The sequence below is a fragment of the Mesorhizobium sp. B2-4-17 genome, from assembly GCF_006441275.1.
Classification (GTDB): Bacteria; Pseudomonadota; Alphaproteobacteria; order Rhizobiales; family Rhizobiaceae; genus Mesorhizobium.
This window is the reverse complement of record NZ_VFUX01000031.1, coordinates 25,617-44,843: the sequence shown is the minus strand read 5'-3', so window position 1 is coordinate 44,843 and position 19,227 is coordinate 25,617. Positions and strand designations below refer to the sequence as shown.

Below are 19,227 nucleotides of genomic sequence, written 5' to 3'. Positions count from 1 at the left end.
CCCTTTTCTGCCACTCTACTCCGCCAGGATCGGCGCCGGAGTGTCGACATGACCGCGAAGCTCTTTCTCGGGCATCAGCGCCAGTGTGATGAGCCCCAGCACCAACGTGGCGGCCGCGACAAGAAAGATCATCACGAAGGGCTGGACCGATGCGGCATGTCCGGCCATCTGCACGCCTTCGCCGGCCAGCGGCAGCCCAAAGCCCAGAGCGACGGCGCCGAGCATTGCGACACCCAATGCACTGCCCAGCGAACGCAGGAAGGTCAGCACGCCCGTCGCGACGCCAAGATGCATGTGGTCGACGCCGTTCTGCACGGAGACCGTGGTCACCGGAAAAGTCGTCCCGGTTCCCAATCCCACGCAGATGGTCAGGATTTCGACAACAAGCAGCGATGCATGGCCGGCGACAAGGGCGAGCAAGCCAAGGCACAGAATGGCGAAGAAGACGCCGACCATCGCGATGCGCTTGTAATGGACGAAGCGTGGTATCAGGCGGCCGCTGGAGGCTGCGCCGCCCACGGTTCCAAGCAGAAGGCCAAGCATCGCAATGCCCGATTCGCTGGCCGTCAGGCCAAGCATCGATTGCAGATAGACGGGCAGATAGACGGCAAGGCCGACGCTGGAGGCCTGCAGCAGGAACATCGACAGAGTGCCGGCAAGGACGATCGGGTTGCCCAGCACCTCGAGCGAGACGAGTGGTTCGGCCGCCCGCATCAGCCGCAGGGCAAAGGCAACCCAGAAAACAGCGGAGCAGATCAGGACGCCAATGACTTCCCGCGATACCCAGGGATAGGCGCTGCCGCCCCAGTTCAGCGCCAGCAGCAGCAGTGCCGTGGCCACGATGAGAAGCAATGCGCCAAGACCATCGATGCTGTGATTCTTGGCGGCGATCGGCAGCTTCTTGAGCGGCTTGTTGATGATCGCCATCGCCAAAATACCAAGCGGGATATTGATCCAGAAGATGAGCGACCAGTGCAGATGTTCCGCGAAGGTGCCGCCCAGCAGCGGCCCGGCGACGCTGGCGACGGCCCAGGTGCCGGAGAACCACGCTGCATAGCGCGCCCGCTCGCGCGGCGGGACAAGGTCTCCGACCACGGTCTGCGTCAGCGCGAAAAGGCCGCCGCCGCCGGCACCCTGGACCGCGCGTCCCAGGACCAGCACGAACATGTTGGGGGCCAGTGCACTGACCAGCGACCCGGCAAGAAAGATGAGGATCGCCGCATAGACGGTCGGCCGGCGCCCATAGACGTCGGAAATCTTGCCGTAGAGCGGCGCCACGGCGGTTGCGGTCAAGAGGTAGCCGGTGACGACCCATGGCAGGTATTCGGCATGTCCGAGAGAGCGCCCGATGGTCGGCATTGCCGGCGCGACGATGGTCTGGTCGAGCGCAGCCAGCAGCATCGACAGGAGAACGCCGCCGATGATGGCGTTCTTCTCGATTTCGGTCAGCGGTGTGGCTGCAGCCGCCATGGTCTGCTTGTCGACAGCCTGGTCCATAGTCCTTTGTCCATGCGCTTGCGCACTGTTGGGATCACCGCTTGGGCTTGCCTGATGCATCCGCCGCGCGATCGGTCCTGGTGCTCGTGCTTCGAGGGTTGTGCCCTGTCAACCCGTGATATGTCGTTCCCTATAGGCCGATTTCGACGGCCACTCGAAAATTTTTCGAAGCTGGCACTACGCTTCGGCTCGGTTGGCTTGCACCGGCGTGCAGAGGAATTCACGCCGGTGGCGGCAGCTGGCCGTTCTTGATGCGCTCGACGCGATAATGCAGGAGCCGCAGGATGCGGCTTTCGAAATTGACGCTTTCGACGCGATCGAACTGAACCTGGGCGCGGTCGTGCTTGGCGAGAATGGCGGCGGTGATTTCGGCGGCCTTGGCCTTAGCCGTATCGCAATCCTTCTGCGGATAGGTCGCCTTCAGCGCGTCTTCCAGTTCGCGGGCATGGTTCTTGGCGATCTCGACATGGCGCTCCTCATGGCGCTTGATGTCCGCGGCCAGCGTATCCCAGAACAGCCGCACATCGGCATCGGCCTTGCGTGGGCGGCGCCATTCGGGGAGGATCACCTTGACCTTGATGGTCACGACGGCGTCCGCGATCCGGCAGGAGCCGGCACGCGTGGCGTAGCTGATGCGAGTGGTGAAGGCCATCCGGGTCGCACCAGGATGGCGCAAGCCCGTGCTTTTGACCTGCGGCCCATGTTTGGAAAGCTGCGCCTCGATATCGTCGAGGGTGCTGCCGCCAACGGAAAAATAGCTGTATGTCTTCACCAGATTGGCCGCGCCCGCCGGAATGGCGGTCACGGCAAGCAGCAATGCGCAGAGCAGGGATCGTTTCATCATGTTGCCTCTTCGGTCACCTTGCTTTACGGCCGTTGCCGGCGCAACGGAATTGACCCGATGCGGATCGCACATCCTTGATAGGCCCATGGTTGACGAGCAATGACGGCGAGGCGATGGCAACTGGCCCACGGACGCCATCTCGATCTTGGCCGCAAGGCCGTGGTCGTCGGTATCCTCAACGTCACCCCCGACAGTTTTTCCGACGGTGGCCTGTTTGATGCACCCGAAACGGCGCTGGGCCAGGCGCATCGCATGGTCGGGGAAGGGGCCGGGATTATCGATGTCGGCGGAGAATCGACGCGCCCCGGTTTCGCCGCGATATCGGCCAGCGAGGAACAGGCGCGTATCCTACCCGTGATCGAGGCTTTGGCGCGCTCCGGCGAGGTGCTGATTTCGGTCGACACCTATCGTGCAGAAACCGCGCGGCTTGCGGTGGCCGCCGGCGCGCATATCGTCAACGATGTCTGGGGTCTGCAGCGCGAGCCCGACATTGCGCGTGTCGCGGCCGAAACCGGCGCCGGGCTGATTATCATGCATACCGGGCGGGATCGCGAGAAGCTGCCCGACGTGATCGCCGACCAGTTTGTATTCCTGGAAAAATCACTGGAGATCGCCCGCGAGCACGGTGTGGCCGACGACCATATCGTGCTCGATCCCGGCTTTGGCTTCGCCAAGGAGACGGCCGAGGAAAACCTCGACCTGATGGCGCGGTTCTCCGAACTCCACGCGCTCGGCTTGCCGTTGATGGTCGGCACCTCGCGAAAACGCTTCATCGGCACCGTCACCGGCCGCGATGCAGCCGACCGCGCTGTCGGGACGGCGGCGACCAGCGTCATTCTCAGGCTCAAGGGCGCGCATCTGTTTCGCGTCCATGATGTCGCAATCAACGTGGACGCGCTGGCGGTGGCGGATGCTATGCTGGCGCGTGACACCGCCGCATCGGCCCGAAAATCGGAATAGATTTGCGGCAAGCACGATGCGTAGATTCAAAAGTGTTAGAGCGTACTTGTGCCTCCAGGTGGACGCACCTCGCCCTAACAGACCAGGACGCTGAGCCATGTATGTCATCCGCCTGAAGAACTGCGCTTTCTTTGCCCGGCATGGCGTGCTGGACGAGGAAGAGACGCTCGGCCAGCGTTTCTATGTCGACGCGGTGCTCTCGGTCGAACCCGGGCGCGCGCTTGTCGACGACGCCATCGGCGAAACGGTCAATTACGGCATCGCCTTCGCGGTGATCGAGAAGATCATCACCGGTGAGCGGCGTTTTCTGATCGAGGCCCTGGCAATGGAGGTGGCAAAGGCGCTGACCGAGCGGTTTCCCCAGATCAGGAAGGCCGAAATCACCGTGCGCAAGCCAAACGCGCCGGTGCCCGGCGTGCTCGATTACGTCGAGGTGACCGTTGTCTGGCCCGAGTAACACCGTCTATCTCAGCCTTGGCGGCAATCTGGGGGACCCGGCGGCCTCGATGGCCGCGGCACTGCGTATTCTCGACGCCGATGCGGAGACGCGCGTCACCGCCGTCTCCTCGCTCTACCGCACGCCGCCCTGGGGCAAGCTCGACCAGCCGGATTTTCTCAACGCGGCCGCCGAACTCTCGACGCGGCTCTCGCCGCGGGCGCTGCTTGATCTCTGTCTCGATGCCGAGCGCAGACTGAAGCGCGTGCGCGAAGAGCGCTGGGGGCCCCGGCTGATCGATATCGACATTCTGGTGTTCGATGACCGCATTATCCACGAGACCGGGCTGGAAGTGCCGCATCCGCGCATGCTGGAGCGCGCCTTCGTGCTGGCGCCGCTGGCCGAGATCGCGCCGGATCTTGCCGTGGGTGGGCGAGGTGTGTCGGAGCGCCTGGACGCCGTCGACGCGGCCGGCATCGAGCGGTTGCCATCCGGCCGTGACTGGTGGCTGCGGTAGCAGGCGTCAGCCTGAGAAACCGCCTTTGTCCAGGAATGCCTTTTCCTCTGCCGTGGTTTCGCGGCCAAGTATCCTGTTGCGGTGCGGAAAGCGGCCGAAGCGCTGGATGATGTCGCGGTGCTCTTCGGCGTATTTGAGATTGTCCGGCGCATTGGCCCGGGTGAGTTCCACCGACCTCTTCTGATCGGCGAGCAGTTCCGAATGTTCGAACGGCAGGTAGAGGAACACGCGGAACTCCGGTTCGAGCAGCCGATCCTGGCCGGCCATGACAGCTTTTTCAGCGAAATGCTTTGCCAGCGGGTCGGTGGCATACATGTGGCCGGTGCCGCGAAAGCAATTGCGCGGAAACTGGTCGAGCAGGATCATCAGGGCCAGCGAGCCTTCGGCGTGATTTGACCAGTTATCGCACTCCCGCCGGGCGGCTGCATAGTGCAGGTCGAGAAACTGGTCGCGAAACGCGGTGTCGAAGGCGTCGCTCTTCTCGAACCAGGCATCCTCGCCGGCGTCACGCCAGAATTTGGTGACCGACAGGGCTCTGCCATCCAATTCCATGCTTGTTTCCCTGTTCAATCGGCGGTTTCGGATTTGTGCAGAACGCCCGCCGTCTCTTCATTGAGGGCCTGGCCGGTGCGGCGCGGCTGGGTGAGGGGGGTGGGAATGGGCGTGCCGATATTGCCTCTCAGGAAACGTTGTCCGGCGCGAATGCCTTCGGCGAGCTGGGTTTCGAAACGGGCGGCGTCGCGGCGCCTGACGTCTTCGATCGTATCCGCGACCTCTTCGGGATCGACACCAAGCGACTCCAGGGCCGAGCCGCCGAAAACCAGTGCCGATTCGAAAGTCTCGCGCAGCTGGTAGTCGACGCCGACGCGGATGAGCTGCAGCGCGGTGCCCCGATCGAAGGCTCGGGCTAGGACGGTCAGCAAAGGAAACTCGGCCTTGACGAGTTCCGCGATGCGGACAGCGGCATCGGGTTTGTCTACGCAGATGAGCACGGCACGTGCCCGGCCGGCACCGGCGGCATGCAGGATGTCTAGCCGGGTGCCGTCGCCATAATAGACCTTGAAGCCGAAATCGGCTGCCGCCTGGATCATCTCCACGTCATTGTCGATGATCGATACGTCGATACCGCGCAGCAGCAGCGGCTGGCTGGCGATCTGGCCGAAACGGCCAAAGCCGATGACCAGCACGCTGCCGGTCAGGCCGTCGGCGACATCGACTCCGTCGAGTGACTGCTCGTCGCGCGGGGTGACGTACCGCAATGCGATGATCGCCAGGGGTGTAAGTACCATGGAGATGATGACGATCGCCGTCAGGGTAGCGTTGGCCTGGCTGTCGATGATGCCGACGGCAGCGGCGGCGGAATAGAGGACGAAGGCGAATTCGCCGCCCTGCGCCATAAAGACCGCGCGTTCGAGCGCTTCACGATGGCCTGTTCTGAGGATGCGGGCGACGATGTAGATGCCGAGAGCCTTCATCACCATGTAGGCGACGACATAGACAGCGATGAGCTTCCAGTTCGCCGCCACCACATGCAGGTCCAGCGACATGCCGACCGCAAGGAAGAAAAGGCCGAGCAGGATGCCGCGGAACGGCTCGATGTCGGCTTCGAGCTGATGGCGGAAGGTCGATTCGGACAGAAGAACGCCAGCCAGGAACGCGCCCATCGCCATCGATAGGCCGCTGAGCTGCATGGCAAGTGCCGATCCGAGCACGACCAGAAGTGCCGCGGCCGTCATCACCTCACGGGCACGGGCATCCGCCAGGATGCGGAAGAAAGGGTTGAGCAGATAGCGTCCGGCCAGCACAAGCCCGACAATCGCCGCAAGGCCGATGCCGACCTCGGTCAGCCGCTCCGACAGGCTGGTGTCGGCACCGCCGGGCGCCAGGAAGGCGATCAGGGCCAGCAGTGGCACGATGGTCAGATCTTCCAGAAGCAGGATGGAGACAATACGCTGGCCTTTCGGCGAGGCGATTTCGCCGCGCTCCTCGAGAAGCTGCATGACGATTGCCGTCGAGGTCAGCACGAAACCGGCGCCGGCGACGAAGGATTGCGAGACTGGAAAACCACCAGCCATTCCCACGCTGGTCAACAAGACGGCGCAGACCCCGACCTGAAGCGCACCGAGGCCGAAAATCTCGCGGCGCAGGCCCCACAGGCGCGACGGCTGCATTTCCAGTCCGATGATGAACAGGAACATGACGACGCCGAGTTCCGCGACATGGAGAATGGCACCGGACTCGGAAAAGATACGCAGGCCGAACGGGCCGATCACCACACCGGCTGCGAGATAGCCGAGAATGGAACCGAGGCCCATGCGCTTGAAGATGGGAACGGCGACGACACCCGCGGCGAGCAGCGCCACCACCTGAACCAGATCGCTGCCCGATGCCTCTGCCGCCATGCCTGTCGTTCCGTTCGTTGGGACCGCAACACGTGCGGTCGGGACCAAGGCGCCAAGGCTGGTCGCCAGGGCAAAGAATAGGGGCTTCGGCGGGGATCGAACAGCCCGAATCCGGAGCGCTGGCGAGGTTGCAGCCGCGTTCCACAAGTTGAGGCGGACGCTGCGTTGCATCTTGCCGCAATCGGAGGTCGACGCCTGCAAGGCCTATGACGAGGTGACTGCAGCGATCAAGGGCTGACGCCCGGTTCGACTGTTGTGAAAGGCGGTAGTGATGGGCTGCCGCCTCCTTGTTTTGGCTATTGAGTAAGGCGCGATAAGCGCTCAGTTCGGCGCGATTGAGCCGACTTCGACGGCGTCGACGCGCTTCAGGCTCATGCCGATGACCGGCACCAACTGGTCCTGGACGCGGACCGCAACCGTCACGGTCATCGAATTATCGTCGGGAATGCGGGCCTGCATCACTCCGCGAAGCTGGTTGCGGTTGATGGTGAAGACCACCTTGCGGGAATCGACGACATTACCGCCGATGATGTCGAGGCCAGCACCGGCAGAACCGCCCATGAAGGAGCCCTTGTAATCGCGGCCCTTGCGCTCGATCTTGGCTGACATCGGCTGTGTGAACATGCCGACCCGGCAACCGCCATCGAGTGTCATGCCCATCTTGCCGTCGGGCGTGGAACCGGTGAAGCTGCAGTTGAATTTGGTGCCCTTGTACTTGCCGGCGACGATCTCGCCCGGGCCGACCCACTTGCCTTCTGCCGACTGGAAGAACTGCTTGTCCGGTTCCGCCGCGGAAGCGCCCGAAGCAACACCGACGACTGCTGTGATCGCGGCCGCCAGGGGCAGGACGCTGGACAGAATTACGCTTTTCATCGACGACACCCGGCAACAACGAGGCTGTTTGAAACCAGTCCGACCATGAAGAATATTGGTTAATGCTTCGTCACTGCAAGCCGTTCGAAACGGCAATCCGCTTACCATCCCCGATGAGCGGCACACTATTTGCCGGCGTCTGCCGTTTCGGCGTCTTTCCTGGCGGCGAATGATGTCAGTGCGGACAGGAAATCGCCCAGCCCCGGACGCTTCGCGGCACTGAAGGGCAGGGGGCGTGCCGTCTCCATCGCCGCGATGCCGATGCGCGCCGTCATCATGCCGTTGACGACACCCTCGCCAAGCTTGGCCGAGAGACGCGCCGCCAAGCCGTGACCGACGATCTGCTGGACAAAACTGTCGCCGACGGCGATCGAGCCGGTGACCGCCAGATGCGCCAGCACGCTGCGCGCCAGGCGAAAGAAACCCAGCGTTCCCGGCCGCCCGCCATAGAGTTCCGACAGGCGGCGAATGAGGCGTCCGGCCTCGAACACGACGTAGGCGACGTCGACGAGCGCACGGGGGCTCACCGCCGTCACCAGAGAGACGCGTTTGGCGGCCTCGAGAATCATCACCTTCGCCCTGGCATCGAGGGGGCCCAGAATTTCCGCTTCGGCCAGACGCACCAGATTGCCGCCGTCGATAATTTCGCCGCGCAACTCGGCCAGTGCGCGCCTGCCGGCAGCGGTCTCAGGCTTGGCCGCGACGAAAGCCGAAAGCTCGTCGACCACCGATCGTGCCGCCTTGGGATCGTCGCGCGCGATGGCATCGAGCGCCCGCTTTTGCAGTTTTTCGACTTCGGCGAGGCGAGCGATCGCCAGGAATTCTCGGATCAGGATCACCGCGAGCGCCAGCACGGCGGTAGCAGCCATGCCGGCGGCCAGCCAGCCCAGCCATTCGGCGCGGGCGAAGAGATCGCGGATCAGCTGGTCGGTCCACAGGCCGACCGCCAGCGAAACCAGCACGCCCATGGCGCCGAAGAAGATGCTGCCAAGCAGCGAGCGTTTTCTGGAGCCGATCGCCGGCGGCGGTTCTGCGGTAATCATGTCGGGTTCGCCGAAAACATCGATCTCCGCCGGTATGACCAGCGCAACATCGGCTTTCATGGCTCGAGGTTTGCGCGGCGGTTCCGTCTGGCGCGCGCCTGGCGTCTGTTGTCTCTGTTGTCTCGTCTCGGCTTCCGGCTCGATGCGGAATGCCGCCGGCTTGCGGGGCGCGGTCATGCCAGATGGTCTCCGATCAGGAACTGCAAGGCACGGTCGAGCCTGATATGCGGCAAGGACAGCGTGACGCCCTCGGCCGTGCATTCAAGCTTTGGCGGGCGGAACCGGACGAAGCGGATTGCCGGGTCGGCGGAATCCTGCCTTTGGTCGGGCCTCGAAAGATCAAACACCTCATCAATTTTCTCCGGTAAGTCACCGGGAAATATGGCTGTTTCCGTCTTTCCATCGAATGTTTCGCCGTTGATCTTCTCGCCGGCTATCGGCGTGCCGATGATAACAGGCAACGTCTCACGGCCCTGCTTGACCGAGCCTTCGCGCGTCGCGCGCACCGCCGCCATGGCGACCACGTCGACGTCGGCGCCGGTAAAATTCGCCCGCGCCACGGCGCGATCGGCCAGCCGCCGCACGATCGCCTGCAGCCGGTCATGGCTTTCATGGTGCAGATGATCGGCCTTGGTCGCGGCGACCAGAATGCGATCGATGCGCCGTGAAAAGAGGTCGGTGAGGAAGCTGCCCCGGCCGGGGCGGAAACAGGCCAGGATCTCCGTCACCGCCCGCTCCAGGTCGGCCATCGCGCCGGGGCCGGCGTTCAGCGCCTGCATGGCGTCTATCAGCACGATCTGGCGGTCGAGACGCGTGATGTGCTCGCGGAAGAAAGGTTTGACGACATGCGTCTTGTAGGCTTCGTAGCGTCTCTCCATCATGGCGTGCAGCGACCCTGGACGCGGGCGCCTGTCGTCGAGGCCGGCCAGCGGCGCGAAGGTCAGCGCCGGTGAGCCTTCGAGATCGCCAGGCATCAGGAAGCGGCCGGGCGGCAACGTCGAAAGCGCCCGCTCGTCAAGCTTGCAAGCCTTGAGATAGGCGGCGAAGCTTTCGGCCTGGTGGCGTGCCGTCATCTCGTCAGCGTCGGCGTTCGGGTCGATCTCGGCGGCGATCGCCCGCCAGGCCCGCGACAAATCCTCGCGCACGGGCAGCGTGGCCATTTCAAAAGCTTCGCACGAAAAATCAGCGAAGGATTTGCCGAGTAATGGCAGGTCGAGCAGCCATTCGCCGGGATAGTCGACGATATCGATCGACAGTTTGCCTGATGAGAACATGCGGCTCCAGCCGGAGGCCGATTCATATTCGATCGTCAGCCGCAGCTCCGAAATGGCGCGCGTCGAATCAGGCCAGACGCGGTCGCTGTCCAATGCGGCGATGTGGTCCTCGTACTGGAAGCGCGGCACGGCGTCATCGGGCTGTTCTTCGAGGAAGGCGCGCGCGATGCGCCCAGATTTCTGGGCCTCGAACAGCGGCAGGCGCCCGCCGTGGATGAGATTGTGGACGAGGGCTGAGATGAACACCGTCTTGCCGGCGCGCGAAAGGCCAGTGACACCCAATCGCAGCGACGGAGAAAAGAGCCCGGTGGCGCGTCCCGACAGCGTATCGAGGGCAATTCTCGCCTCGTCGGTGAAGGTGGTCAGCGATGATGCCAAAATGCGGTCTCTCGGGCTTCAGTCCGTCCGATATAGGCTCTGGAACCCGGCTTTGGAATGCCACCGGAGATCGACGTCAAAGATCGGCCGGTGTCAGAAACGCTTCGAGATAACCCGCTTCCTGGGCTGCCTTTGTCAGATCATCCAGGAAACGCACGACCGCCAGCCCCGACGTGGGGAAGCCATAATTGAGCATGGCCCGTGCCGTCTCGTCGCCGTCGCCCGACACCGCCATGGCAAGATCCTCAGTCATCGGGTTGTGGCCGATGACCAGCAATGAACCGGGGCCGCCGTGCTCCCGGATAAGGCTGAGGTAACCGGCCGCGTCTTCGCTGTAGAGCGTGTCGAAAAACAGGACCTTGCCGGTGTCTGTCTGGCCGGCCAGGCCTTCGAGCGTTTCCCTGGCGCGCTTGGCATTGGAGCACAATGTCAGGTCCGGAACATAGCCGCGAGACCGCATGGCGGCGCCTATCAAGTCGGCATCGGCGCGGCCGGATGCGTCGAGCGGGCGATCGAAATCGCGCATGCCGGGCTGTGCCCAGCCGGCCTTGGCGTGCCGTAACAGATAGAGCCTGCTCACCCAACCCCCGTGATGCTGAATGCCGAAGTCGCACCGCGATTAGCCACAAGAACGGCCCGGCGCACAATGGTTCGTGTTCTCCGGCACGACGAATACTACGGGGTAAGGTGGCAAAGGGTGGGCGCGCCCTGTCGCCGGAACAGCTTGATCTTGCTCCGATCAAGGCCGTCGGGGCACTTTAACAATTGCGTGACCCGGTGGCCGATTGCGCTTGTGCAGGCGTCAGGTGGCGAATATATAAGCGCCAAATTTGGGGCTGTTTGGGTGAGTCGAATGAACGACATCGTTACCGCCGATTACGTACCCTCCGAAGACGAGCCGTTCATGAACGAGCGGCAGAAATCCTACTTCCGCCTGAAGCTCGTCACCTGGAAAAACGACATATTGCGCGAAGCGCGTGAAACTCTCGAAATCCTGCAACAAGAAAACGCCAACCATCCCGATCTTGCCGATCGCGCCTCTTCGGAAACCGACCGCGCCATTGAGCTCAGAGCCCGCGACCGTCAGCGAAAACTCATCTCAAAGATCGATTCGGCGCTACAGCGCATCGACGAAGGCACTTATGGCTATTGCGAGGAAACAGGCGAGCCGATCGCGTTGAAGCGGCTCGACGCACGTCCGATCGCCACCTTGTCGATTGAAGCGCAGGAAAGGCACGAGCGCCGCGAAAAGGTCTATCGCGACGACTGATGCGTCGCTTCCGGGCCGCGTTAAGCGCAGCTCACGACGAGGCAACTATCAAAATGGCCGGACTTTCCGGCCATTTTTGTTGACCGGCGCGTCGACCCAAACAAACCAAAGCTAACGCCACCCGGTCCAAATTCCGAGCTGACGGCCGGCTTGGCCGACAATCATCTCTTCTGGCTTGAAAGTTCGCCCAGAAGCTTGGTCATTTCATCGTCGAGCGACTGCGGCGCCTTGGCAGCCGGTTTGGTCACCGGGCCGCCGGCGCGAGGCTGGTCCAGCGAGACTTCAAGCTCCTTCATCAGCGTGTCGTCGATGCTTTCCGGCCGCGGCGGCGGCGCGTGTTTGACAACGCTGGCGTTGGCTGAGCCATAGGCAGGCAGCGGCGTGATATTGGTCGACTGGTGGGGGTGCGCCGCCGCCTTCGGTGCGGGCGCAGGGGCCGACGGTGGAGCGGCGGGGCGCGGGCGGGCCGGCGGCGGTGCAGCCACCGGCTGCGGAGCCGGCGCCGGCCGTGCCGGTACCTGTGCGGGAGCCGGCTGAGACGGCCGCGGTTTTGCCGCCGGGGCCGCAGCTGGGACGGGCTGCAGGCCGCTATCCCCGGTCAGCGCCGGCCGGCGGGGTGCAGCCAGACGGATGTCACGTTCGACGACGACGTCGGTCGGGCCGCCGATCAGAAGCAGATGTTCGATGTCGTCGCGGCGCACCAGAACCAGCCGGCGATGGCTGTCGACGGCGGTGGCGTCCATGACGGCGAGCCGCGTCTTGCGGTTCCGCCCCCCGGCGACAAACGTGCCGAAGGTCAGGTTGCGGACGAGCCTGATGATGATGAGAACGATGACCAGCAGGATCAGCGCCGCGAACGTCCACAGGAGTGCCGCGGCATAACCGGGACCCGCCACGCTATCCAGCCACTGCATTGGTTTCCCCTGATCGGTTTTTGGAAAGTGACGAGACACTAGACCGTTGCGGCTGGCCACCGCAAGTTGCCTTTCGCGCATCGTGAACAGCTCGAAACGCTTCACGCCCGGCCGGCATCATTTTTATCTGACATTTGCCGCCCGGGCCTTTTCCGGACTAGGAGAATGTGATTCAACCCGCTAGGGGCGGGTGTCGGAACATCGGCTTCACGAGCAGGGGGCATATGGCCAAGGAAGCGCGCGGCGATTTCTATCCGGTACCGATCGTCGACCAGAACACGCGACCGGGCGCTGTGACCCGGCTGATCATCTTCATCGTCGTTCTGACAGGGGCCGCGATCGTCTTCGGTCTGTTCCGCGAGCGTCTCGGCGATCCCTTCCTGCTCGGCATGCTCGGCGTGCTGGCGATGATCGGCGTCGGCTTCCTGTTCGCGACCGCGATCGGCTTCGTGCAGATCACACCACGCTCGACCGGCGATGAACTGTCCAAGGCTTTCGTCGATTCGATGTCGCAGGGCCTTCTGGTGACGGACACCAAGGGCCGTGTCGTCTACGCCAACCGTGCCTATGCCGAAATGACCGGAGCCTCATCGGCCGCCGATCTGAAGACGGTCGAGGGCCTTCTTTCGGATGTTCCCGAAGCCTCGATGACCATTTACCGGCTGGCATCCGGCCTGCGCGACGGGCAACCGGGCGACGGCGAGTTCCGGCTGGCGCAATCGATCAGGCCGGGCGCCGAACCCGGCGCCCGCTGGTACAGGACCCGCGCCCGCACCTTCAGCGTTCCGGGCCAGCGGCTGCCCATGCTGGCCTGGCAACTCGCAGATATTTCGCGGGAGCGAGCAGAACAGGAGCGTTTCTTCCTCGACCTGCAGAAGGCCATTGATCACCTTGACCACGCCCCGGCCGGCTTCTTTTCCGCCGACCAGGACGGCCGTGTCACCTACATCAACGCCACGCTCGCGGAGTGGCTTGGCATCGATCTCGCCAGCTTTACGCCCGGCGCCGTGACCTTGCCTGACATCGTTGCCGGCGACGGCATGGCGCTGGTGCGCTCGGTCAAGGCCGACCCCGGCACGACGCGCAATGCGGTCATCGATCTCGACCTGACGACGATGACGGGCGAGGCGCTGCCCGTGCGCTTCATGCATCGCGTTTCAGCCAGCCGGGAAGGCGTCGGCGGCCCGACGCGCACGATCGTGCTCAACCGCACGCAGGGCGAGGATGCCTCGGCCGATCTGCGCGCTTCGGAAGTGCGCTTCACCCGCTTCTTCAATTCCACGCCGATGGCGATCGCAGGCGTCGATGCCAACGGGCGCATCCTGCGCACCAATGCGCCGTTCCTGTTGCTGTTTTCCTCGGTCGTCGACCGGGACGCCGTCGATCGCCGCGTGCGCCTCGATACGGTGATCCATGAGCGCGACCGGCCGGCCTTTGCCGCTGCATTCGAAAAGGCCCGGCAGCGGCAGGCCGACATCGACCCGATCGACACTGTGCTGCCCGGGAATGAAGAGCGCCACATCCGTTTCTACGTCAATGCCGTCGCCGACGGCACCGGCGGCGAGGGGGCCGAGGAATCGGCCATCGTCTACGCCGTCGAGACGACCGAACAGAAGGCGCTCGAAGGGCAGATGGCGCAGAGCCAGAAGATGCAGGCGGTCGGCCAGCTCGCCGGCGGCATCGCCCACGATTTCAACAATGTGCTGACCGCCATCATCATGGCGTCGGACCTGCTCCTGACCAATCACCGGCCGTCGGATCCATCATTCCCCGACATCATGAACATCAAGCAGAACGCCAACCGGGCGGCCTCGCTGGTGCGGCAGTTGCTGGCCTTCTCGCGCAAACAGACGCTGCGGCCGGAAGTGTTGAACCTCACCGACGTGCTCGCCGATCTCAGAATGCTGCTTGCCCGTCTGGTCGGCAACGACATCAAGCTGAAGATCGACCACGGCCGCGACCTGTGGCCGGTCAAGGTGGATATCGGCCAGTTCGAGCAGGTGGTGGTCAACCTGGCTGTCAATGCGCGCGACGCGATGCCGGCCGGCGGCGATCTCACGGTGCGGACCCGCAACGTGACCGCCGAGGAGTGCAGGACCTTCCCCTACCGTGAACTCACCGCGGCCGACTATGTGGTGGTCGAAGTCGAGGATACCGGCAGCGGCATCGCGCCTGATGTGCTGAAGAAGATCTTCGAGCCGTTCTTCACCACCAAGGAGGTCGGCAAGGGCACCGGCCTTGGCCTGTCCATGGTCTACGGCATCATCAAGCAGACCGGCGGCTTCATTTTCTGCGATTCCGAGGTCGGCAAGGGATCGACCTTCCGCATCTTCCTGCCGCGTCACGTCGCGGAAGCGAAAAACGTGGCCGAACCCGGCGAAGCGCCGGCCACGGCGCCGGTCAAATCGGCCGACAGCGTCAAGGACCTGTCCGGTTCGGCGACGGTGCTGCTGGTCGAGGACGAGGACGCCGTGCGCATGGGCGGCGTGCGGGCGCTGACCTCGCGCGGCTATACCGTGCATGAGGCATCCTCGGGCGTCGAGGCGCTGGAAGTGTTCGAGGCCCTTGGCGGCAAAGTCGACATCGTCGTTTCGGACGTGGTGATGCCGGAGATGGACGGGCCGACCCTGCTGGGCGAACTGCGCAAGCGCCAGCCGGACATCAAGTTCGTCTTCGTGTCCGGCTACGCCGAGGACGCGTTCGCCAGGAACCTGCCGGCGGAGGCGCATTTCGGCTTCCTGCCGAAGCCGTTCTCGCTCAAGCAACTGGCAACGATCGTCAAGGACATGCTGGAGTCGTAGCGTTCTCCCGTAATCCGCCTTGCGCAACGCCCCGACAACGCCATGATTGCGGGTGAAGGGGCCAGGCGAGCTCGGGGAGCAGTTGTTGACGCCACACATCGAAGCAGACAGGGGCGACTACGCCGATACGGTCTTGCTGCCGGGCGACCCGCAGCGCGCCGAATGGATGGCGAACACCTTTCTGGAAGGGCCACGTTGCGTCAACCGCAGGCGGGGCGCTCTCGGTTTTACCGGGCTTTATCGAGGCAAGCGTGTCAGCATCCAGGCGACGGGCATCGGTGTTTCGTCGTTCCTGATCTATGCGCATGAATTGTTGGATTATCATGGCGTCCGGACTTTGATCCGCACCGGTACCTGCGGCGGCCTGACTGCCGAGGTTAAGCTGCGAAGCCTTGTCATTTCGCAATCAGCGCGGCCCGAAAATACCCAAAGCGGTCAGATCTTTGGTCTCTACGGCGCAGCCGCCGGCCCGGATCCGGCGCTGCTTGTCCATGCTTTGGCCAAAGCTGCTGAACTCGGCATCGCGCTCCATGTCGGTCCGACGGTCTGCAGCGACATCTTCCATCATCCGGATGGCCGCGCCCGGTTTGCCGAGGCGCGGTCCGCCGGAATCCTGGCGGTGGATATGGAAACCAGCGCGCTTTATCGCATTGCCGGGCATTTCGGGATCCGTGCGCTGTCGATCTGCACGGTGGTCGACAATATCGAGACTGGCGAACTGACCGACTATTCCGAACGCCAGGGGCTTTTCACCGACATGAGCCGCCTGGCGCTCGAAATCGCTGTGGAAGGGCGCTAAGCCGCTTCCCGCTTCAGCGTCACCCGCTCGTCCATGGGCTTGTGGCCGCGCAGATAGAGCGCGCAGGTGGTGCGCAGCATGGAGGCAAAGTTGGGGATTTCGCCGTTGATCTCGATGGCTTCGTCGTAGAGTTTCGAGATGAATTTCGGCGTCGTCAGGTTCTGGCTTTCCGCGATTTCATCGAGCAAGGCCCAGAACGTCACCTCGAGCTGAATGCTGGTCGAATGTCCGTCGATACGGATCGACCGGTTGATCTGGCGGTAGCCTTCCGGATCCTGCGCGGCAAAGACTCTGCACATCGTTATCTCCCGTTTTTGTTGGTCTTGGGCGCTGACTGAGCCGTCGGCGCCTTTTGAGCACTGCCTGCGGTTTCATCTTCGGCCGGACGGCCGATGACCGCAATCAGACTTTCGTCCTTAGAACGGGCTGGACACTACCCGTTTTCCACTCCCATGCGTGGTAATCGGCTGCCACCACCTTTCTTCGCCGGAGCGCATAATAACCTCCAGGCACGAAAGCTACGGAGTCTGATTTGGCGAAGGCGATCCACACGATGATCCGGGTTCTCGAAGAGGACCGCTCCATCGATTTCTACAACAAGGCGTTCGGGTTGGAAGTTGCTCAGCGGCTGGATTTCGAGACCTTCACGCTGATCTATCTCAGCAATGCCGATGCGCCTTTCGAAGTTGAGTTGACCGTCAACAAGGGGCGGCAGGAACCCTACACGCTCGGCGACGGCTATGGTCACCTCGCGGTTTCGGTCGCCGACCTCGACGGCGAACATGATCGCCTCGGTGCACTTGGCCTCAACCCGAAAAAGATCGTCGAGTTCGACCGAGACGGATCGCTCATCGCCCGCTTTTTCTTCATCGAGGATCCCGACGGCTACAAGGTCGAGGTGCTGCAGCGTGGGGGGCGCTTCCAATAGGGACAACAGGCCGCGCGGACCGGCGCGGCGCCAGCAACGGCACCTATGGGTGCGAACAGCAAGCAGGGAGGAACATATGGTTACGATCTATGAGAGGACGCCCGGCCTGTCTCGGCGCGAGCTTCTCAAACGCGGCGGCGCGGGCGCCTTGCTCATCATTTCCGGCAGTGCCGTCATCAGCCCGGAACACGCCTGGGGGCTGGAAACCTCGGCGCTGAAGCCGGAGACGATGGCGACGCTGATCCAGGTGGCGCGCGACATCTATCCGCACGACCAGGTCCCGGACAGGTATTACGCCGTCGCGGTGAAGGGCCATGACGAGATGGCCGGCAAGGATCCGGCCCACAAGGAACTCATCGAAAACGGCATCGCCGATCTCGACAGGAAGGCCGGCAGCGGCGGCTATCGTGCGCTTGGCTGGGAAGAGCAGCGCGTGGCGCTGCTCAGAGACCTCGAGAACTCGCCCTTCTTCCAGGCGGTTCGCGGCGGCCTCGTGGTCAGCCTCTACAATCAGAAGGAGCTCTGGCCGATCTTCGGCTACGAGGGCGAATCCTACTCAAAGGGCGGCTATATCGCGCGTGGTTTCAACGACATCGAGTGGCTCTGAGCCGCTTCGCCCAACCGCATCCAATTGATTTCATGGGAGGAAACCATGGCAGCATCATTTGATCTGAAGAACGATGGCGTGGTCGTCATCATCGGCTCCGGCGCCGGCGGCGGCACGCTCGGCAACGAGCTGGCACAGAAGGGCATAGACGTGGTCATCCTCGAGGCGGGCGCCCGTCACGAATATGAGGATTTCGTCAACGACGAATGGGATTCGTTCGCCCAACTCGCCTGGAAGGACAAGCGCACGACGTCGGGTGACTGGCGGGTGGCGAAGGATTTCCCGAACCTTCCGGCCTGGATCGTCAAGTCGGTCGGCGGTTCGACCACGCACTGGGCGGGCGCGTCGCTGCGTTTCCAGGAGCACGAGTTCAAGACGCTGTCGACCTACGGCAAGCTGGAAGGCGCAAACCTCTTGGACTGGCCGGTCACGCTGGCCGAGATGGAGCCTTATTACGCCAAGGCCGAAGCCAAAATGGGTGTGACGGGCACCAATGGCTGGCCGAGATTGCCGGGCAACAACAACTTCAAGGTGCTCAAGGCCGGCGCCGACAAGCTCGGCTACAAGGAATGCCACACCGGCAACATGGCGATCAACTCGGTCGAGCGCGACGACCGCAATTCCTGCCAGCAGACAGGCTTCTGCTTCCAAGGCTGCAAATGGGGCGCCAAATGGTCGACGCTCTACACCGAGATTCCCAAGGGCGAGGCGACAGGCCATCTGGAGGTGCGGCCGAACTCGATGGTGATCAAGATCAACCATGATCCTTCGGGCAAGGTGACCGGCGTCGTCTACGCCGACAAGGACGGCAAGCTGCAGGAGCAGAAAGCCCGTATCGTCGCCGTTGCCGGCAATTCGATCGAGAGCCCGCGCCTGCTGCTCAACTCCGAGTCGGCCAAATTCCCGCATGGGCTTGGCAACTCGTCGGGGGAGGTGGGCAAGAATTACATGCGCCACACCACCGGCTCGGTGTATGCCATCTTCGACAAGCCGGTGCACATGTATCGCGGCACCACCATGGCCGGCATCATCCGCGACGAGGCCCGCCATGATCCGTCACGCGGTTTTGTCGGCGGCTACGAATTCGAGACGCTGTCGCTCGGCCTGCCGTTCATGGCGGCTTTCCTGAACCCCGGCGGGTGGGGACGCTCTTTCACCACCGCACTCGACCATTACGATCATATGGCGGGCCTGTGGATCGTCGGCGAAGACATGCCACGCGAGGAGAACCGCATCACGTTGCACGCCGATGAGAAGGACGAACACGGCATGCCGATTGCCGACGTGCATTTCGACGATCATCCAAACGACACGGCGATGCGCGATCATGCCTACAAGCAGGCCTCGGCGCTTTATGATGCGGTCGGCGCCACGCGCACCTTCCCGACGCCGCCCTATCCGTCGACCCACAATCTCGGTACCAGCCGGATGAGCGAGAAAGCTGCCGATGGCGTCGTCAACAAGCATGGTCAGACGCACGACATCAAGAACCTGTTCGTGTCGGACGGCAGCCAGTTCACCACGGGTGCCGCCGAAAACCCGACCCTGACCATCGTGTCGCTGGCAATCCGCCAGGCCGACTACATCGCCGCCCAGATGTCGGCAAGAAGCATCTAGTCCCACCTCCCGACTGCCTGCTGGCGCGGGACCCGCGAGGGTTCCGCGCCTTTTTTCGTGCTTGCGA

General features: G+C 63.3%; 19 protein-coding genes. 9 read left to right on the top strand and 10 right to left on the bottom strand.

Annotated elements, in window-relative coordinates:
• Positions 1-15: 15 nt before the first annotated feature.
• Positions 16-1,497, bottom strand: coding sequence for an MDR family MFS transporter (locus FJ548_RS23120; protein WP_140612427.1), 1,482 nt, complete (start codon positions 1,495-1,497; stop codon positions 16-18).
• A gap of 220 nt (positions 1,498-1,717) precedes the next feature.
• On the bottom strand, positions 1,718-2,341 hold the full coding sequence (locus tag FJ548_RS23115) for a DUF922 domain-containing Zn-dependent protease (RefSeq protein ID WP_181165720.1): 624 nt from the start codon (positions 2,339-2,341) through the stop codon (positions 1,718-1,720).
• A gap of 99 nt (positions 2,342-2,440) precedes the next feature.
• On the opposite strand from FJ548_RS23115, the gene folP reads away from it, so the two are divergent.
• From folP to folK, 3 genes are all read left to right on the top strand, one after another.
• On the top strand, positions 2,441-3,301 hold the full coding sequence (gene folP, locus FJ548_RS23110) for a dihydropteroate synthase (RefSeq protein ID WP_140612431.1): 861 nt from the start codon (positions 2,441-2,443) through the stop codon (positions 3,299-3,301).
• 97 nt (positions 3,302-3,398) lie between these two features.
• Positions 3,399-3,758 carry a dihydroneopterin aldolase gene (folB, locus tag FJ548_RS23105; RefSeq protein WP_140612433.1) on the top strand — a complete coding sequence of 120 codons (360 nt, stop codon included), beginning with the start codon at positions 3,399-3,401 and terminating at the stop codon, positions 3,756-3,758.
• Complete coding sequence (gene folK / locus FJ548_RS23100) at positions 3,742-4,254, top strand: 2-amino-4-hydroxy-6-hydroxymethyldihydropteridine diphosphokinase (RefSeq protein ID WP_140612435.1); 513 nt, start codon at positions 3,742-3,744, stop codon at positions 4,252-4,254. The genes folB and folK overlap by 17 nt, the downstream gene beginning before the upstream one ends.
• Before the next feature lie 6 nt (positions 4,255-4,260).
• Here folK and FJ548_RS23095 read toward each other — a convergent pair whose 3' ends face one another.
• From FJ548_RS23095 to FJ548_RS23070, 6 genes are all read right to left on the bottom strand, one after another.
• On the bottom strand, positions 4,261-4,806 hold the full coding sequence (locus tag FJ548_RS23095; protein WP_140612437.1) for a DUF924 family protein: 546 nt from the start codon (positions 4,804-4,806) through the stop codon (positions 4,261-4,263).
• Positions 4,807-4,820: 14 nt separating this feature from the next.
• On the bottom strand, positions 4,821-6,656 hold the full coding sequence (locus FJ548_RS23090) for a monovalent cation:proton antiporter-2 (CPA2) family protein (RefSeq protein WP_140612439.1): 1,836 nt from the start codon (positions 6,654-6,656) through the stop codon (positions 4,821-4,823).
• 321 nt (positions 6,657-6,977) lie between these two features.
• Complete coding sequence (locus tag FJ548_RS23085; RefSeq protein WP_140612441.1) at positions 6,978-7,529, bottom strand: hypothetical protein; 552 nt, start codon at positions 7,527-7,529, stop codon at positions 6,978-6,980.
• A gap of 125 nt (positions 7,530-7,654) precedes the next feature.
• Entirely contained in the window at positions 7,655-8,749 is a 1,095-nt protein-coding gene (locus FJ548_RS23080; RefSeq protein ID WP_140612443.1) for a YcjF family protein, read from the bottom strand.
• Positions 8,746-10,224, bottom strand: coding sequence for a YcjX family protein (locus tag FJ548_RS23075; protein WP_140779047.1), 1,479 nt, complete (start codon positions 10,222-10,224; stop codon positions 8,746-8,748). Before FJ548_RS23075 ends, FJ548_RS23080 begins: the two co-directional genes overlap by 4 nt.
• Positions 10,225-10,300: 76 nt before the next feature.
• Positions 10,301-10,804, bottom strand: coding sequence for a histidine phosphatase family protein (locus FJ548_RS23070; RefSeq protein WP_140612447.1), 504 nt, complete (start codon positions 10,802-10,804; stop codon positions 10,301-10,303).
• Positions 10,805-11,077: 273 nt separating this feature from the next.
• On the opposite strand from FJ548_RS23070, the gene dksA reads away from it, so the two are divergent.
• On the top strand, positions 11,078-11,494 hold the full coding sequence (dksA, locus tag FJ548_RS23065; protein WP_006202025.1) for an RNA polymerase-binding protein DksA: 417 nt from the start codon (positions 11,078-11,080) through the stop codon (positions 11,492-11,494).
• A gap of 161 nt (positions 11,495-11,655) precedes the next feature.
• Here the strand turns inward: dksA and FJ548_RS23060 are convergent, their stop codons facing one another.
• A complete protein-coding gene (locus tag FJ548_RS23060; protein WP_140779046.1) occupies positions 11,656-12,408 on the bottom strand; it encodes a flagellar biosynthetic protein FliO in 753 nt (250 codons plus the stop codon).
• A gap of 224 nt (positions 12,409-12,632) precedes the next feature.
• On the opposite strand from FJ548_RS23060, the gene FJ548_RS23055 reads away from it, so the two are divergent.
• Both FJ548_RS23055 and FJ548_RS23050 read left to right on the top strand, forming a co-directional pair.
• Complete coding sequence (locus FJ548_RS23055; protein WP_140693002.1) at positions 12,633-15,209, top strand: PAS domain-containing sensor histidine kinase; 2,577 nt, start codon at positions 12,633-12,635, stop codon at positions 15,207-15,209.
• 85 nt (positions 15,210-15,294) lie between these two features.
• Complete coding sequence (locus tag FJ548_RS23050) at positions 15,295-16,008, top strand: DeoD-type purine-nucleoside phosphorylase (RefSeq protein WP_140779045.1); 714 nt, start codon at positions 15,295-15,297, stop codon at positions 16,006-16,008.
• On the opposite strand, the gene FJ548_RS23045 is transcribed toward FJ548_RS23050, so the two are convergent.
• Positions 16,005-16,307, bottom strand: coding sequence for a ribbon-helix-helix domain-containing protein (locus tag FJ548_RS23045; protein WP_140779044.1), 303 nt, complete (start codon positions 16,305-16,307; stop codon positions 16,005-16,007). The genes FJ548_RS23050 and FJ548_RS23045 overlap by 4 nt on opposite strands.
• A 233-nt stretch (positions 16,308-16,540) precedes the next feature.
• On the opposite strand from FJ548_RS23045, the gene FJ548_RS23040 reads away from it, so the two are divergent.
• From FJ548_RS23040 to FJ548_RS23030, 3 genes are all read left to right on the top strand, one after another.
• Positions 16,541-16,936 carry a VOC family protein gene (locus FJ548_RS23040; RefSeq protein ID WP_140779043.1) on the top strand — a complete coding sequence of 132 codons (396 nt, stop codon included), beginning with the start codon at positions 16,541-16,543 and terminating at the stop codon, positions 16,934-16,936.
• 76 nt (positions 16,937-17,012) lie between these two features.
• Complete coding sequence (locus FJ548_RS23035) at positions 17,013-17,543, top strand: gluconate 2-dehydrogenase subunit 3 family protein (RefSeq protein WP_140779042.1); 531 nt, start codon at positions 17,013-17,015, stop codon at positions 17,541-17,543.
• A gap of 45 nt (positions 17,544-17,588) precedes the next feature.
• Positions 17,589-19,160, top strand: a complete 1,572-nt coding sequence (locus FJ548_RS23030) for a GMC family oxidoreductase (protein WP_140692994.1) — start codon at positions 17,589-17,591, stop codon at positions 19,158-19,160.
• Positions 19,161-19,227 lie beyond the last annotated feature (67 nt).

Excerpts from the sequence above, each read along its gene's own strand:
- FJ548_RS23120 (WP_140612427.1), bottom strand. The coding sequence starts at position 1,497 with ATGGACCAGGCTGTCGACAAGCAGACCATGGCGGCTGCAGCCACACCG.
- FJ548_RS23115 (WP_181165720.1), bottom strand. The coding sequence starts at position 2,341 with ATGATGAAACGATCCCTGCTCTGCGCATTGCTGCTTGCCGTGACCGCC.
- folP (WP_140612431.1), top strand. The coding sequence starts at position 2,441 with ATGACGGCGAGGCGATGGCAACTGGCCCACGGACGCCATCTCGATCTT.
- folB (WP_140612433.1), top strand. The coding sequence starts at position 3,399 with ATGTATGTCATCCGCCTGAAGAACTGCGCTTTCTTTGCCCGGCATGGC.
- FJ548_RS23095 (WP_140612437.1), bottom strand. The coding sequence starts at position 4,806 with ATGGAATTGGATGGCAGAGCCCTGTCGGTCACCAAATTCTGGCGTGAC.
- FJ548_RS23090 (WP_140612439.1), bottom strand. The coding sequence starts at position 6,656 with ATGGCGGCAGAGGCATCGGGCAGCGATCTGGTTCAGGTGGTGGCGCTG.
- FJ548_RS23085 (WP_140612441.1), bottom strand. The coding sequence starts at position 7,529 with ATGAAAAGCGTAATTCTGTCCAGCGTCCTGCCCCTGGCGGCCGCGATC.
- FJ548_RS23080 (WP_140612443.1), bottom strand. The coding sequence starts at position 8,749 with ATGACCGCGCCCCGCAAGCCGGCGGCATTCCGCATCGAGCCGGAAGCC.
- dksA (WP_006202025.1), top strand. The coding sequence starts at position 11,078 with ATGAACGACATCGTTACCGCCGATTACGTACCCTCCGAAGACGAGCCG.
- FJ548_RS23060 (WP_140779046.1), bottom strand. The coding sequence starts at position 12,408 with ATGCAGTGGCTGGATAGCGTGGCGGGTCCCGGTTATGCCGCGGCACTC.
- FJ548_RS23055 (WP_140693002.1), top strand. The coding sequence starts at position 12,633 with ATGGCCAAGGAAGCGCGCGGCGATTTCTATCCGGTACCGATCGTCGAC.
- FJ548_RS23045 (WP_140779044.1), bottom strand. The coding sequence starts at position 16,307 with ATGTGCAGAGTCTTTGCCGCGCAGGATCCGGAAGGCTACCGCCAGATC.
- FJ548_RS23035 (WP_140779042.1), top strand. The coding sequence starts at position 17,013 with ATGGTTACGATCTATGAGAGGACGCCCGGCCTGTCTCGGCGCGAGCTT.
- FJ548_RS23030 (WP_140692994.1), top strand. The coding sequence starts at position 17,589 with ATGGCAGCATCATTTGATCTGAAGAACGATGGCGTGGTCGTCATCATC.